Here is a 14,966-nt window from a genome sequence, read left to right as displayed (position 1 = left end):
GCAAAAATAGGTAGGACAAATGTGTTATCATCGCGCCTTTCCCTTTTTGTCTGGGGCTTTTTGTATGCTACAACCTGTTGTTCGCGTCGGTGAATGGCTGGTAACCCCCTCTGTAAATCAAATCAGCAGGAAGGGGCGCCAGCTTACCCTTGAACCGCGTTTAATCGATCTTCTGGTCTTTTTTGCCCGCCATCCGGGGGAAGTACTTAGCCGGGACGAGCTTATCGAAAACGTCTGGACCCGGAACGTTGTGACCAGCCACGTCGTCACGCAGAGTATTTCTGAACTGCGCAAGTCGCTCAAAGACGGCGACGACGTTAGCCTTGAGTACATCGCGACGGTACCCAAACGGGGGTATAAGCTCACGGTGCCGGTGATCTGGTGCACCGAAGAGGGAGAGGAGCTAGCCCCGTCGATGGAGGCGCTGACGCCTGCGCCGTCGGCCGTCGTTTCTGCGCCGCCGGCCGCCGGTGCGTCATCCGACGTCTCTGTCCCTCTCCCTGATGCCGCCGCGCCGCCAGCGGCTCCGACCGTGGCCAGCACGCCGTCAGGCCGCAAACGTCTCACTACCGCCCTCGTGTGGGGGTTGTTCCTGTTGGCGCTGGGCACCTGCGTGGCGCTGGTGGCGCTGTCGAGCATGGAGTCGCGGCCGCCGGTCAACAAGGCGCGTCTGCTGCTCAATCCGCGCGATATCGATATCCACCTGGTGAATGGCAATTCCTGCGCTAACTGGTCGTCGCAGCACTCCTACGCCGTTGGACTGGCCAGCCTGATCACCACCTCGCTGAACACCTTCTCGACCTTTATGGTGCATGACAAAACGGACTACAACATCAATGAGCCAAGCAGTTCCGGCAAAACGCTGACCATTGAGTTCGTTAATCAGCGCCATTATCGGGCGCAGCAGTGCTTTATGTCGGTCCAGCTGGTGGACAACGCCGACAGCTCGACGATGCTGGATAAACGCTACTTTGTGACCAACGATAACCAGCTGACCATCCAGAACGATCTGATGAACAGCCTGTCGGATGCCTTGGCGCAACCGTGGCCGGCGCGAATGCAGGCGATGCTCAGGCAATATCAGCCCTCGCAAAGCGTGGCGTTAACCTATTTCTACCAGTCGCATCAGCTGTTAATGAAGGGCGACGTCGATTCATTAAGTAAGGCCAGTAGCCTGCTGGATGATGTGATTAAGCGGGCGCCGGATTTTATTTACGCCTATGCCGAAAAAACGCTGGTGGATGTATTGCGCCATTCGCAACAGCCGCTGGACGATAAACAGCTGGCTGCCCTCTACAGCGAAGTCGAGCGGGTAGGGGCGATGCCGGGTATAAAAGACATGGCGATTTATTATCAAATAAAAGCGGTGGATTCGCTGGGTAAAGGGAAAGTCGACGAAGCGAATACCGCGATTAACAGTGCGATTGATTTAGAAATGTCATGGCTGAATTATGTGCTGTTAGGCAAAGTCTATGAGATGAAAGGTGAGAACCGACTGGCTGCCGATTCTTACATCACGGCGTTTAATTTACGCCCTGGCGAAGATACCCTGTACTGGATTGAAAATGGGGTTTTTCAGACGTCAGTCAACCGGGTAGTTCCGTATCTCGATAATTTCCTCTCTTCAGAATAAGTAAACCCTCATCATGCGCAAGGTTTTGGGCATGATGAGGTTAAATTTATGTTTCTCATGAAGCCTCTTGTTGTTAGTTGTATTTAGCATCCAGGAGGCTTTAAATAACAGTTAAGTAACACACCTTCCTGATCATAACCCGCTGTAATACAACGATGTTTATCTTTTTCTGACACCCTGTTGTCATGTTTATATGTTAAGCGAAAAAGGTCAAAATATCATTTGTCTGATGTTTGTTGTTATTTCACTTTATCTTTAGGACTTATCTCGTACAAATCAGTAATCTTGTTGGCAGTTGGTCGGGTCAATTAATGGTTCTGTATCATGATCTGTACCTCCCAAATAAACTTAGGAGAAAAACAACCATGAGTTCTGCCAAGAAGATCGGGCTATTTGCCTGTACCGGTGTCGTCGCCGGTAATATGATGGGGAGCGGGATTGCATTATTACCTGCGAACCTGGCCAGCATCGGTGGTATTGCCATTTGGGGCTGGGTAATTTCAATTATTGGTGCGATGTCTCTGGCTTATGTTTATGCCCGACTGGCCACTAAAAACCCGCAGCAGGGCGGTCCTATTGCCTATGCTGGCGAAATATCTCCGGCATTCGGTTTCCAGACCGGCGTCCTTTATTATCATGCAAACTGGATTGGTAACCTGGCCATCGGGATTACCGCCGTTTCTTATCTCTCTACGTTCTTCCCAATTTTAAATAACCCGGTGCCAGCAGGTATTGCCTGTATTGCCATCGTGTGGATCTTTACTTTCGTTAATATGCTCGGCGGGACCTGGGTCAGCCGTCTGACCACTATTGGTCTGGTACTGGTGCTTATTCCGGTAGTCATGACCGCGGTCGTCGGCTGGCACTGGTTTGACGTCGCTACCTATCAGGCGAACTGGAACACCTCCAGCACCACCGATAGCCACGCGGTTATTAAAAGTATCCTGCTCTGCCTGTGGGCCTTCGTTGGCGTAGAATCCGCCGCCGTGAGTACCGGGATGGTGAAAAACCCGAAACGTACTGTGCCGCTGGCTACCATGCTGGGTACCGCGATGGCCGGTATCGTCTATATCGCCGCGACTCAGGTTATCGCCGGTATGTATCCTGCTTCTCAGATGGCCGCGTCCGGTGCGCCGTTCGCAATTAGCGCCTCTACCATCCTCGGCGGCTGGGCTGCACCGATGGTATCCGCTTTCACCGCCTTTGCCTGCCTGACTTCTCTGGGCTCGTGGATGATGCTGGTTGGCCAGGCCGGTGTACGTGCCGCCAACGACGGTAACTTCCCGAAAGTGTATGGCGAAGTTGATAGCAACGGTATTCCGAAAAAAGGCCTGCTGCTGGCCGCAGTGAAAATGACCGCGCTGATGGTGCTGATTACCCTGATGAACTCCGCCGGTGGTAAAGCCTCTGACCTGTTCGGCGAACTGACCGGTATCGCGGTACTGCTGACCATGCTGCCTTACTTCTACTCCTGTGTTGACCTGATTCGTTTCGAAGGCATCAACATCCGTAACTTCGTTAGCCTGATTTGTTCGGTACTGGGTTGCGTGTTCTGCTTCATCGCGCTGATGGGCGCAAGCTCCTTCGAACTGGCCGGCACCTTCATCGTTAGCCTGATTATCCTGATGTTCTACGGTCGCAAAATGCACCAGCGCCAGAACAACGCATCAGATAACAACACCACCGCTAACGCGCACTAATCAGCAACCCGTTTTCCTGAGGCTCCTTCCATCACCTGTCATCACGCGACGGGAGGGGCTTTCTACATCTGGAGATTTGACTATGAACGTTATTGCAATCATGAATCACATGGGTGTTTACTTCAAAGAAGAACCCATCCGTGAACTGCATCGTGCTCTCGAACGCCTGGACTTCCGTATTGTCTACCCGAACGACCGTGACGACTTATTAAAACTGATCGAAAACAACTCTCGTCTGTGCGGCGTGATCTTCGACTGGGATAAATACAATCTCGAACTGTGCGAAGAAATCAGCAAAATGAACGAGTACATGCCGCTGTATGCGTTCGCTAACACCTACTCGACTCTGGACGTTAGCCTCAACGATCTGCGCATGCAGGTTCGCTTCTTCGAATATGCACTGGGCGCTGCGGAAGATATCGCGAACAAAATCAAACAGAACACTGACGAATACATCGACACCATTCTGCCGCCGCTGACCAAAGCGCTGTTCAAATATGTGCGTGAAGGCAAATATACCTTCTGTACCCCAGGCCACATGGGCGGTACCGCGTTCCAGAAAAGCCCGGTAGGCAGCATCTTCTACGATTTCTTCGGTTCCAACACCATGAAATCCGATATCTCCATTTCGGTTTCTGAACTGGGTTCTCTGCTGGACCACAGCGGCCCGCACAAAGAAGCGGAAGAATATATCGCTCGCGTGTTTAACGCAGAACGCAGCTACATGGTCACCAACGGTACTTCTACCGCTAACAAAATCGTCGGCATGTACTCCGCGCCGGCCGGCAGCACCGTGCTGATTGACCGTAACTGCCACAAATCGCTGACTCACCTGATGATGATGAGCGACATTACGCCGATCTACTTCCGTCCGACCCGTAACGCCTACGGTATCCTCGGCGGTATTCCGCAGAGCGAATTCCAGCACGCGACTATCGCCAAGCGTGTGAAAGAGACGCCGAACGCGACCTGGCCGGTACACGCGGTGATCACCAACTCGACTTACGATGGTCTGCTGTACAACACCGACTTCATCAAGAAAACCCTGGATGTGAAATCCATCCACTTTGACTCCGCGTGGGTGCCTTACACCAACTTCTCGCCGATCTATGAAGGCAAATGCGGGATGAGCGGTGGCCGCGTCGAAGGGAAAGTGATTTATGAAACCCAGTCCACGCACAAACTGCTGGCGGCGTTCTCCCAGGCGTCGATGATCCACGTGAAAGGCGACGTAAACGAAGAGACCTTCAACGAAGCCTACATGATGCACACCACCACCTCTCCACACTACGGGATCGTGGCCTCCACCGAAACCGCGGCGGCGATGATGAAGGGGAACGCTGGTAAGCGTCTGATCGACGGCTCTATTGAACGTTCCATCAAGTTCCGTAAAGAGATCAAACGTCTGAAAGGCGAGTCTGACGGCTGGTTCTTCGACGTCTGGCAGCCGGAGCATATCGATGGTCCTGAATGCTGGCCGCTGCGTTCCGACAGCGCATGGCATGGTTTCAAAAACATCGATAACGAACACATGTACCTCGACCCGATCAAAGTCACGCTGCTGACTCCGGGGATGAAGAAAGACGGCACCATGGATGACTTCGGTATTCCGGCAAGCATCGTGGCGAAATACCTTGACGAACACGGCATCGTGGTAGAGAAAACCGGTCCGTACAACCTGCTGTTCCTGTTCAGTATCGGTATCGATAAGACTAAAGCGCTGAGCCTGCTGCGTGCGCTGACCGACTTCAAACGCGCGTTCGACCTGAACCTGCGGGTGAAAAACATGCTGCCGTCGCTGTACCGTGAAGATCCTGAATTCTATGAAAACATGCGTATTCAGGACCTCGCGCAGAACATCCACAAACTGATTGAGCATCACAACCTGCCGGATCTGATGTTCCGCGCGTTTGAAGTGCTGCCATCGATGGTGATGACCCCGTATGCCGCGTTCCAGAAAGAGCTGCACGGTCAGACGGAAGAGGTTTACCTCGAAGAGATGGTCGGCCGCGTCAACGCCAACATGATCCTGCCGTATCCTCCGGGAGTTCCGCTGGTGATGCCGGGTGAGATGATCACCGAAGAGAGCCGTCCGGTGCTGGAGTTCCTGCAGATGCTGTGCGAAATCGGCGCCCACTACCCGGGCTTCGAAACCGATATCCATGGCGCCTATCGTCAGGCGGATGGTCGTTACACCGTTAAAGTGCTGAAAGAAGAGAATAACAAGTAATAGACGCACATCAGGGAAGTGGCTTGCCACTTCCCTTTTTCACGCTGCAAGGAGAACACATGAAAACACCCTCACAGCCGCGCGCGATTTACTACATCGTTGCGATCCAGATCTGGGAGTACTTCAGCTTTTATGGCATGCGTGCCTTACTCATCCTTTATCTCACCCACCAGCTTGGCTTTGACGACAGCCACGCCATCAGTCTGTTCAGCGCTTACGCATCTTTAGTTTACGTTACCCCTATTCTCGGCGGCTGGCTTGCCGACCGCCTGCTCGGCAACCGCACGGCGGTGATTGCCGGGGCGCTGTTGATGACCCTCGGCCACGTGGTGCTGGGCGTCGAGTCGACCTCCGCATGGAGTCTGTACGTCGCGCTGGCGATCATCATCTGCGGCTACGGCCTGTTCAAATCCAATATCAGCTGCCTGCTCGGCGAACTGTACGCTCACGACGACCCGCGTCGCGACGGCGGCTTTTCGCTGCTGTACGCCGCCGGCAACGTCGGGTCGATCGCTGCGCCCATCGCCTGCGGACTGGCGGCGCAATGGTATGGCTGGCATATCGGCTTTGCCCTGGCGGGGATCGGCATGTTTATCGGCCTGATGATTTTCTTAAGCGGCAGCCGCCACTTCCGCCATACCCGCGGCGTCGATAAACCGGCGCTGCGGGCGGTGAAGTTCGTGCTGCCGACCTGGGGCTGGCTGCTGGTGATGCTCTGCCTGGCGCCGGTATTTTTCACGCTGCTGCTGCAAAACAACTGGTCCGGCTATCTGCTGGCGATCGTCTGCCTGTTTGCCGCCCAAATGGTGGCGCGGATCATGATCAAAGCCCCGGAGCATCGTCGCGCGCTGTGGCAGATCGTCCTGCTGATGCTCGCCGGAACGCTGTTCTGGGTGCTGGCGCAGCAGGGCGGGAGCTCGATTAGCCTGTTTATCGACCACTTCGTCAATCGTCGTCTGCTGAACTGGGACGTGCCGACCGCGCTGTTCCAGTCAGTTAACGCGATAGCGGTGATGGCGGCCGGTGTGGTGCTGGCGTGGCTGATGCGCCCGGAAGGCAGCGTGCGTTCAGTGCTGCGCGTCTGGCTGAAATTTTCTTTCGGCCTGCTGCTGATGGGCGGCGGCTTTATGCTGCTGGCGCTCAATGCCCGCCATGGCGCGGCTGACGGTCAGGCCTCAATGGGCATGATGGTCGCCGGGCTGGCGATGATGGGGTTTGCCGAACTGTTTATCGACCCAGTGGCGATGGCGCAAATCACCCGTCTGAACATGCCCGGCGTCACCGGCGTATTGACCGGCATTTATATGCTGGCGACCGGCGCGGTGGCCAACTGGCTGGCGGGCGTGGTCGCCCAGCAAACTACCGAATCGCAAATCAGCGACACGGCGATTGCCGCCTATCAGCATTTCTTCTCGCAGATGGGCGAATGGACCCTCGGCTGCGTGGCGGTGATGGTCATTATCGCGTTTGCTACGGCCTGTAGCGTCGGCAAACGCCGTGCGGCTGCGGGTGAAATTACCGACGGCGGCGCCTGACGCTCGTCCCGGCTTGTGGCGTAAACACCTTATCCGGGCCGCGATTCGTCGCCCAGGTAAGCGCAGCGCGACCGGGGCATTACATTAACAGGGGAGTGTAAAGCCGCTCCTTGCACAGCTCAGTGAACAGGAGGAGGATATTCTGGCAGGCGCGGAAGCCAACGATAAAAAATACCGTTAGTGAAGCCATAGCTGAGTGAGATCAGCTTGAAGTGAAGCCAGAGTCGTTACTCTTGTTCTGCGGCGTAAAGCCGGGAGCAGGCCGCGCGGAAGGGTGACCTGGTTCAATTTATCGAAGCTAGTTTGAAAGCAAGGTTATGAGGAATCCATATGTCTGAACAACAAGCACAAGGCGCCGATGAGGCCATTGACCTTAATAATGAACTGAAAACTCGTCGCGAAAAACTGGCTGCGCTGCGTGAGCAGGGCGTAGCCTTCCCCAACGACTTCCGTCGCGATCATACCTCTGACCAATTGCACGCTGAATTCGATGCGAAGGACAACGATGAACTCGCTTCCCTGAACGTTGAAGTTGCGGTGGCTGGCCGGATGATGACTCGCCGCGTGATGGGGAAAGCCTCCTTCGTCACCCTCCAGGACGTCGGCGGCCGCATTCAGCTGTATGTGGCGCGCGATGACCTGCCGGAAGGCGTCTACAACGAACAGTTTAAGAAATGGGATCTCGGCGACATCATCGCCGCCCGCGGCAAGCTGTTCAAAACGCAAACCGGCGAACTCTCGATCCACTGCACCGAGCTGCGTCTGCTGACCAAAGCCCTGCGCCCGTTGCCGGATAAATTCCACGGCCTGCAGGATCAGGAAGTCCGCTATCGCCAGCGTTATCTGGATCTGATCGCCAACGAAGAGTCGCGTCATACGTTCCGTATCCGTTCGCAGATCCTTGCCACCATGCGTCAGTTCATGGTGGCCCGCGGCTTTATGGAAGTGGAAACCCCGATGATGCAGGTGATCCCTGGCGGCGCGTCCGCCCGTCCGTTCATCACCCATCACAATGCCCTGGACCTGGATATGTACCTGCGCATCGCGCCGGAACTGTATCTGAAACGTCTGGTGGTCGGCGGTTTCGAACGCGTATTTGAAATCAACCGTAACTTCCGTAACGAAGGGATCTCCGTACGCCATAACCCAGAGTTCACCATGATGGAACTGTATATGGCGTATGCGGACTACAAAGATCTGATCGAATTGACCGAGTCGCTGTTCCGCACCCTGGCGCAGACGGTGCTGGGCAAAACCGAAGTGCCGTATGGCGACCAGGTGTTTGATTTCGGCAAGCCGTTTGAAAAACTGACCATGCGCGAAGCGATCAAGAAACACCGTCCGGAAACCAACATGGCGGATCTGGATAACTTCGACGCAGCGAAAGCGCTGGCGGGATCTCTCGGTATTCAGGTAGAGAAAAGCTGGGGTCTGGGACGCATTGTTACTGAAATCTTCGATGAAGTGGCGGAAGCGCATCTGATTCAGCCGACCTTTATCACCGAATACCCAGCGGAAGTTTCCCCGCTGGCGCGCCGCAACGACGTGAACCCGGAAATCACTGACCGCTTCGAATTCTTCATCGGCGGCCGCGAAATCGGTAACGGTTTCAGCGAGCTGAACGATGCCGAAGACCAGGCGCAGCGCTTCCAGGATCAGGTGAACGCCAAAGCGGCGGGCGATGACGAAGCGATGTTCTACGACGAAGACTACGTGACCGCCCTCGAGTATGGTTTACCGCCGACCGCGGGTCTGGGCATCGGTATCGACCGCATGGTGATGCTGTTTACCAACAGCCATACCATCCGCGACGTGATCCTCTTCCCGGCCATGCGTCCGCAGAAGTAATCCGTTACACGCTCTCCCGGCCTGCGCCGGGAGGGCCTGTGTGCATTATCTCCTTCCTGTCGTTTTCCCTGCTTTATTAACCGCTAACCGCTATTTATCGGGATGTTTTGCCGTGGCCAGACGCGCGACAATAGGGGCCATTTCGCAAGGAGACGCTATGAGCAAATTCGGTATTGCCCTCATGACCGCGGCGGCTATTAGCCTGCTGAGCGGCTGCCAGGCAGCGAAGGAGAAGCATCCGACGCAGGAGGAACTGATCCGCCAGATGCAGCAGCGGGCCGCGGCCCCGGATACGCACCCACTGCCGCCGGGCAAAGCCACGCAGGACCAACTGATGCGCTACGCCTTCACGCTCAGAGAGGCGGTTATGGTTCAATTGCCCAACAGCGCGCGCTACCAGGGGAAAATATGCTCCGTGCGGCTGTCGCTTAACCGCAGTGCAAAACTGACCGGACTGCAGCAGGAGGGGGGCGATCCGGCGTTCTGCGCGGTAGTGAGCGATGCGGTACTGCGCACAACCTTCCCGCCCTTTGCCAGCGAAGGGGTCTACCAGATCTTTAACCATCCGCTACTGGATTTTAAGCCTTAGCGCACCCGGCTTTCCGCCCCCGCCGGATGGCAGGGGCGATGCGATTACAATACCTTTTGCAACGTGCCGCGCTGGCTGCCGTTTTTCCAGACGCCGTTAAAGGCGTCGTTGAGGGTAAACGCTGAGTTTTGCACCCGGAAGGTCAATTTGCCCTGGCTGGCTTTCGCGTCCTCAACCAGATGGCCGCGGGTTTTCACCGTTTTAGCGGTGACGACAATCTCATCAATTTTATTGCCATACTCCGTATAAACATACCAGGTGCCCACCCAGGGGCCGAAGCCGCTGCTGGCGTGCTGCGCGGCGGCGGCATTCTCGGCTTTGGATTTATGAATATCGCAGGTGGTCCCGTCGGTCATCTGCGTGCAGCCGGAACGTTCAAGCTGTTCCCGGTATTTCGCGCTAATGGCATGGGCCGGCGCGGCGGCGATCAGCGCCAGGGTCAGGGTGGTGAAAAGCCAGGTCTTATTCATCTTCTTGTTTCTCATCGCGATAGCGGCGTGCAGGGTCAAAGAGAGTGATATACATCGTTGTATTCTCCCGTTGGCATCAGAATAAAATAACCTCCGCCCTTCCTGAAAATAATAAACAGGACGCTGAAGGGTTATTTATTGGTAAAACATCAAGGCCGAATGCTTATTTCACAGGCCGACCTTCCCGCTGCTTGTCATATTATTGCAGAGAGAATGTTAATTATTTGATGTTTTAAAAGTGGTTATTTGTCATTCAGGCAAATAACAGCAGGCCTGGCCTGGGCGCACGGCAAAAGCCCGCGCCGGTGCGGTGTTGAGTTTTTTTCATATTGCTATCATCATATTTCGAATGAAAGGGATAACCTCGAAAGCGGGTTATTAAGCCAGTAATTTTTATCCGCAAAATAAGCCGGCGGCAAGCATTATTTCTATTTATTTTTCAGGGTTACCTGAAATAGCGAATATATCGCCAGCGCAATGATGGATTTCCATCATTTCTCCGTTTTCATCGCCGGTCGTCGCCTGCTTATAGTGACGCCAGACAAGACCACAGGATGAGAAGGAGAACAAGATGGCGACAGAGCATCTGCAGTGGGGTGTGAGCCCCCTGTGCTGGACCAACGATGTACTGGAGGATTTAGGCGGCGATATCCCCCTGGATACCTGCCTGCGCGAGGCGCGGGAGGCGGGCTATCAGGGCATTGAGTTAGGTCGGAAATTTCCCCGCCAGGCAGAGACGCTGGGCCCGCTGCTGGCGGCGGCTGACCTGCGCCTGGCGTCCGGCTGGTACAGCGGCTTGCTGGCCGACCGCAGCGTGGAAGCGGAGCTGGAGGCGGTGCGGGAGCACGCCCAGCTCCTCCGGCAGCTCGGCGCGCGGGTGATGGTTTACGGCGAGTGCGGGCAACTGCCTGGCGAAACCCCGCTGGATGAGCCTATCTCGCTTTCGCCGCCGTTAAGCCGCGTTAGCCTGGCGGCGTATTGCCACAAGCTAAATACCTTTGCCGACCTGCTGCTGCGCGACTATGGCCTCCAGCTGGCCTACCACCATCATCTGATGATGCTGGTGGAGCATGATGACGAGCTGGAGCGGTTTCTGTCCCACACCCACGACAACGTCGGGCTGGCGTTTGATACCGGGCACGCCTTTGTCGCCGGGGTCGAGATCCCGCGCGTGCTGCAAAAATATGGCCACCGTATCCGTCATCTGCATCTGAAAGACGTCCGTCCGCAGGTGCTGGGGCGCCTGTATCGTGAAAACCTGAGCTTTAACAAGGCGGTGCGCGCCGGACTGTTTACCATCCCCGGCGACGGCTGCATCGACTATGCGCCGATCCTCGACTTTGTCCGGGACAGCGACTATCTCGGCTGGCTGATTATCGAAGCCGAGCAGGACCCGACGATGGCGCCGCCGCTGGCTACCGCCCGCCGCGCCTTTGCCTGGCTGGCACATCATTTATCTTCCCCTTCACCGTCAGAGGAGCACGCAGCATGAGCGCGCGGTTAAATATCGGTCTTATCGGCTCGGGTTTTATGGGTCAGGCGCACGCCGACGCTTACCGTCGCGCGGCCATGTTCTATCCCGATCTGCCGAAGCGCCCGCATCTCTACGCGCTGGCGGATCAGGATCAGGCGATGGCCGAACGCCATGCGGCGAAACTGGGGGCGGAAAAGGCCTACGGCGACTGGCGCGAGCTGGTAAACGATCCGCAGGTTGACGTGGTGGATATCACCTCGCCGAACCATCTGCACTATACGATGGCGATGGCGGCGATCGCGGCGGGTAAACATGTCTATTGCGAGAAGCCGCTGGCGGTTAACGAGCAGCAGGCGCAAGAGATGGCGCAGGCGGCGCGGCGCGCGGGAGTGAAGACCATGGTGGCCTTTAACAACATCAAAACCCCGGCGGCACTGCTGGCAAAGCAGATTATCGCCCGGGGCGATATTGGCGAACCGGTGCGCTTTCGCGGCACCTTTGATCAGGGGTTTTATAACGACCCAAACCTGCCCTGGTCCTGGCGCTGCTCGAAAACTCTCGGCGGCAGCGGGGCGCTTGGCGACCTCGGCGCCCATACCCTGTCGGTCGCCCAGTTTTTGCTGGGCGGGATCCGCGAAGTGACCGCCAGCGCGCAAACCTGCCTGCGCCAGCGTCCGGTGCCGCAGAGCGATGCCGGGTATGCCAGCCGGGTCGCGGCCGATGCCGAGTGGCGGGAAGTGGAAAATGACGATCAGGTTCAGTGCCTGGTCACTTTCGACAGCGGCGCGGCGGGAGTGATTGAGGCCTCGCGCATCGCCGCCGGGCGGATCTTCGGCGTGTTCTGGGAGGTCTCCGGCACCGAAGGCACGCTGTATATGGACGGGGAGCGTTTTAACGAGCTGCAGGTGTATCGCTTCAACGATGACAAACATGACCGCGGCTTTAAGACGCTGTATGCCGGGAGCCAGATCCCGGCCTATGCCGGCTTCTTCGGCTTCGATTTTGGCGGTGGCGGGCTGGGCTATTTTGACGTCAAGGTGATCGAGGTGCATGACCTGGTACAGGGGATTTGCGGAGAGAACGACTGCTATCCCAACTTTGAATTTGGTTTGCAGAATCAGCGCGTGCTGTCGGCGATTGAAGCCTCGATGGTCAGCCGTCGCTGGGTGAACGTGGTTAAAGACTAAGGAGCCGCTATGTTTCCGTCACACTTACCAACCCCGCGCCGCCCGGCGGCGCAGAGCATTCCCATCCTGCGCTGGGGCATTATCGGTCCTGGCTGGATCGCCGAGCGCTTTGTGCACTCATTGAAAACTTACAGCTGGCAGCAGGTGGTGGCGGTGGCCTCCCGCAGCCAGGCGAAGGCCGAGCGGGTGGCCGCGGAATGGGGGATCCCCCAGGCTTACGGCCATGTGGAGGAGATGCTGGCGCGCCCGGATATTGATGCGGTGTATATTGCAACGCCGCACAACCATCACTTTCCCGACGGCATGCTGGCGCTGAAGGCGGGTAAACACGTGCTGATTGAGAAGCCCTTCGCGCTCAACCTCGGCGAAGGGCGTGAGCTGCAGGCTGAAGCCGCCCGCCAGGGGAAACTGGCACTGGAAGCGATGTGGTGCGATTACGCGCCGAAATATGATGTGATCCGCCAGCTGCTGGAGGATGGGGCGCTCGGCGACCTGCATACCCTGCTGGCCGATCATGGCGAGTATTTCACCCCCGACCACCGCATCTTCAATGCCGACCTTGCCGGCGGGCCGATGATGGATCTCGGCAGCTATTTGACCTCGTTTGCGCTGATGGTGGGCGGCATGCCGCAGGAGATTGTCGCCCGCGGCAGCGCCACGGCGGAGGGGCTTAACGGTCAGACGTCGATGCTGTTTAGCTGGCAGAACGGGATGCAGGGGTTGTTAAACACGACGTTGTTCAGCAACACGCCGGGCGGGGCGGTGGTGGCCGGACGCCAGGCGACCCTGACGATCGACGGTCAGTTTTACGCCCCCGGCGGCTTCACGCTCGCCGCCAGCCAGGGCGGGCATGTGCTGCGCTGGGAAGAGCCGCGCAATCGCTACGACCAGCTGTTCTGGCAGGCGGAGCATTTTGCCTGGTGCATCGGGCAGGGGTTGCAGGACTCGCCGCTGCGGCCGCTCAGTCGGGTGCTGCAGAATCTGCAGGTGATGGATGAGGTGCGGCACCAGGTGGGCGCGGTGTTTAACGAAGAACGCTAAGGAGTCGGCCGGGTGTTGGTTTGCAGATAGCGCGAGCGTATCTGCCATTGCCCGGCCCAGGACGTGTACGATGCCTGATGTCTGTTGCCCGGCGGCGCTGCGCTTGCGCGGGCCTGGGAGGTCACTGCAACTGTTTGATATTACAGTGTATTGATGCCTGTGTTATGTAGGCCGGGCAAGGCATCGCCGCCGCCCGGCATAAAAGCAGCTCCGCGCCCGCTGTTCTTGCCCGGCGGCGCTGCGCTTGCGCGGGCCTACGATCTCTCCGCAACCGTTTGATAGTAAAGCGTATTAATGCCTGTGTTATGTAGGCCGGGCAAGGCATCGCCGCCGCCCGGCATAAAAGCGGCTCCGCGTCCGCTGTTCTTGCCCGGCGGCGCTGCGCTTGCATAGGCCTACGCTTTCACTGCAAATGATTGATATTAAATCGGATTAATACCTGTGTTATGTAGGCGGGGCAAGGCATCGCCGCCACCCGGCATAAAAGCGGCTCCGCGCCCGCTGTCCTTGCCCGGCGGCGCTGCGCTTGCGCGGGCCTACGATTTTAGTGCAACCGATTGATATTAAATCGGATTAATACCTGTGTTATGTAGGCCGGGCAAGGCGTCGCCGCCGCCCGGCATAAAAGCGGCTCCGCGCCCGCTGTTCTTGCCCGGCGGCGCTGCGCTTGCGCGGGCCTGGGAGGTCACTGCAACCGTTTGATAGTAAAGCGTATTAATGCCTGTGTTATGTAGGCCGGGCAAGGCGTCGCCGCCGCCCGGCATAAAAGCGGCTCTGCGCCCGCTGTTCTTGCCCGGCGGCGCTGCGCTTGCGCGGGCCTGGGAGGTCACTGCAACTGTTTGATAGTAAAGTGTATTGATGCCTGTGTTATGTAGGCCGGGCAAGGCGTCGCCGCCGCCCGGCATAAAAGCGGCTCCGCGCCCGCTGTTCTTGCCCGGCGGCGCTGCGCTTGCGCGGGCCTGGGATTTCACTGCAACCGTTTGATAGTAAAGTGTATTGATGCCTGTGTTATGTAGGCCGGGCAAGGCATCGCCGCCGCCCGGCATAAAAGCGGCTCCGCGTCCGCTGTTCTTGCCCGGCGGCGCTGCGCTTGCGCGGGCCTGGGATTTCACTGCAACCGTTTGATAGTAAAGTGTATTGATGCCTGTGTTATGTTGGCCGGGCAAGGCGTCGCCGCCACCCGGCATAAAAGCGGCTCCGCGCCCGCTGTCCTTGCCCGGCGGCGCTGCGCTTGCGCGGGCCTGGGAGGTCACTGCAAC

Annotated in this window: 11 protein-coding genes; 9 read left to right on the top strand and 2 right to left on the bottom strand. The window is 57.2% G+C overall.

Annotated elements, in window-relative coordinates:
- Positions 1–64 precede the first annotated feature (64 nt).
- The 6 genes from cadC to LGL98_RS18825 all read left to right on the top strand — a co-directional run bounded on the left by cadC (position 65) and on the right by LGL98_RS18825 (position 9,535).
- Entirely contained in the window at positions 65–1,633 is a 1,569-nt protein-coding gene (gene cadC, locus LGL98_RS18850) for a lysine decarboxylation/transport transcriptional activator CadC (protein ID WP_136033369.1), read from the top strand.
- Positions 1,634–1,998: 365 nt separating this feature from the next.
- Positions 1,999–3,333: a cadaverine/lysine antiporter gene (cadB, locus tag LGL98_RS18845; RefSeq protein WP_025714894.1), complete on the top strand. Its 1,335-nt coding sequence runs from the start codon at positions 1,999–2,001 to the stop codon at positions 3,331–3,333.
- Between the two features lie 82 nt (positions 3,334–3,415).
- Complete coding sequence (gene cadA / locus LGL98_RS18840; protein WP_002892486.1) at positions 3,416–5,563, top strand: lysine decarboxylase CadA; 2,148 nt, start codon at positions 3,416–3,418, stop codon at positions 5,561–5,563.
- Between the two features lie 59 nt (positions 5,564–5,622).
- Positions 5,623–7,098 carry a dipeptide permease DtpD gene (gene dtpD, locus LGL98_RS18835; protein WP_136033367.1) on the top strand — a complete coding sequence of 492 codons (1,476 nt, stop codon included), beginning with the start codon at positions 5,623–5,625 and terminating at the stop codon, positions 7,096–7,098.
- 330 nt (positions 7,099–7,428) lie between these two features.
- On the top strand, positions 7,429–8,946 hold the full coding sequence (gene lysS / locus LGL98_RS18830) for a lysine--tRNA ligase (protein ID WP_136033366.1): 1,518 nt from the start codon (positions 7,429–7,431) through the stop codon (positions 8,944–8,946).
- A gap of 157 nt (positions 8,947–9,103) precedes the next feature.
- Positions 9,104–9,535, top strand: a complete 432-nt coding sequence (locus tag LGL98_RS18825) for a cell envelope integrity TolA C-terminal domain-containing protein (RefSeq protein WP_136033364.1) — start codon at positions 9,104–9,106, stop codon at positions 9,533–9,535.
- 44 nt (positions 9,536–9,579) lie between these two features.
- Here the strand turns inward: LGL98_RS18825 and LGL98_RS18820 are convergent, their stop codons facing one another.
- Entirely contained in the window at positions 9,580–10,005 is a 426-nt protein-coding gene (locus LGL98_RS18820; RefSeq protein WP_136033362.1) for a hypothetical protein, read from the bottom strand.
- 571 nt (positions 10,006–10,576) lie between these two features.
- On the opposite strand from LGL98_RS18820, the gene iolE reads away from it, so the two are divergent.
- The 3 genes from iolE to LGL98_RS18805 are packed head-to-tail and all read left to right on the top strand — an operon-like array spanning position 10,577 to position 13,707.
- Positions 10,577–11,497, top strand: a complete 921-nt coding sequence (iolE, locus tag LGL98_RS18815; protein WP_136033360.1) for a myo-inosose-2 dehydratase — start codon at positions 10,577–10,579, stop codon at positions 11,495–11,497.
- Positions 11,494–12,666, top strand: coding sequence for a Gfo/Idh/MocA family protein (locus tag LGL98_RS18810; protein WP_136033358.1), 1,173 nt, complete (start codon positions 11,494–11,496; stop codon positions 12,664–12,666). Before iolE ends, LGL98_RS18810 begins: the two co-directional genes overlap by 4 nt.
- A 9-nt stretch (positions 12,667–12,675) precedes the next feature.
- Positions 12,676–13,707: a Gfo/Idh/MocA family protein gene (locus LGL98_RS18805; protein WP_136033356.1), complete on the top strand. Its 1,032-nt coding sequence runs from the start codon at positions 12,676–12,678 to the stop codon at positions 13,705–13,707.
- A 563-nt stretch (positions 13,708–14,270) separates the two neighbouring features.
- Here the strand turns inward: LGL98_RS18805 and LGL98_RS18800 are convergent.
- Complete coding sequence (locus tag LGL98_RS18800) at positions 14,271–14,894, bottom strand: hypothetical protein (RefSeq protein WP_226651766.1); 624 nt, start codon at positions 14,892–14,894, stop codon at positions 14,271–14,273.
- Positions 14,895–14,966: the final 72 nt, after the last annotated feature.

Origin of the sequence: Klebsiella africana, assembly GCF_020526085.1 — a bacterium.
Lineage (GTDB): Bacteria > Pseudomonadota > Gammaproteobacteria > Enterobacterales > Enterobacteriaceae > Klebsiella > Klebsiella africana.
The sequence above is the reverse complement of the archived record's forward strand: the minus strand, read 5'-3'. Positions and strand labels throughout refer to the sequence as shown.

Bases quoted from the DNA above. Each gene is read 5' to 3' on its own strand.
- cadC (WP_136033369.1), top strand. From the start codon at position 65: ATGCTACAACCTGTTGTTCGCGTCGGTGAATGGCTGGTAACCCCCTCT.
- cadB (WP_025714894.1), top strand. From the start codon at position 1,999: ATGAGTTCTGCCAAGAAGATCGGGCTATTTGCCTGTACCGGTGTCGTC.
- cadA (WP_002892486.1), top strand. From the start codon at position 3,416: ATGAACGTTATTGCAATCATGAATCACATGGGTGTTTACTTCAAAGAA.
- dtpD (WP_136033367.1), top strand. From the start codon at position 5,623: ATGAAAACACCCTCACAGCCGCGCGCGATTTACTACATCGTTGCGATC.
- lysS (WP_136033366.1), top strand. From the start codon at position 7,429: ATGTCTGAACAACAAGCACAAGGCGCCGATGAGGCCATTGACCTTAAT.
- LGL98_RS18825 (WP_136033364.1), top strand. From the start codon at position 9,104: ATGAGCAAATTCGGTATTGCCCTCATGACCGCGGCGGCTATTAGCCTG.
- LGL98_RS18820 (WP_136033362.1), bottom strand. From the start codon at position 10,005: ATGAATAAGACCTGGCTTTTCACCACCCTGACCCTGGCGCTGATCGCC.
- iolE (WP_136033360.1), top strand. From the start codon at position 10,577: ATGGCGACAGAGCATCTGCAGTGGGGTGTGAGCCCCCTGTGCTGGACC.
- LGL98_RS18810 (WP_136033358.1), top strand. From the start codon at position 11,494: ATGAGCGCGCGGTTAAATATCGGTCTTATCGGCTCGGGTTTTATGGGT.
- LGL98_RS18805 (WP_136033356.1), top strand. From the start codon at position 12,676: ATGTTTCCGTCACACTTACCAACCCCGCGCCGCCCGGCGGCGCAGAGC.
- LGL98_RS18800 (WP_226651766.1), bottom strand. From the start codon at position 14,894: ATGCCGGGTGGCGGCGACGCCTTGCCCGGCCAACATAACACAGGCATC.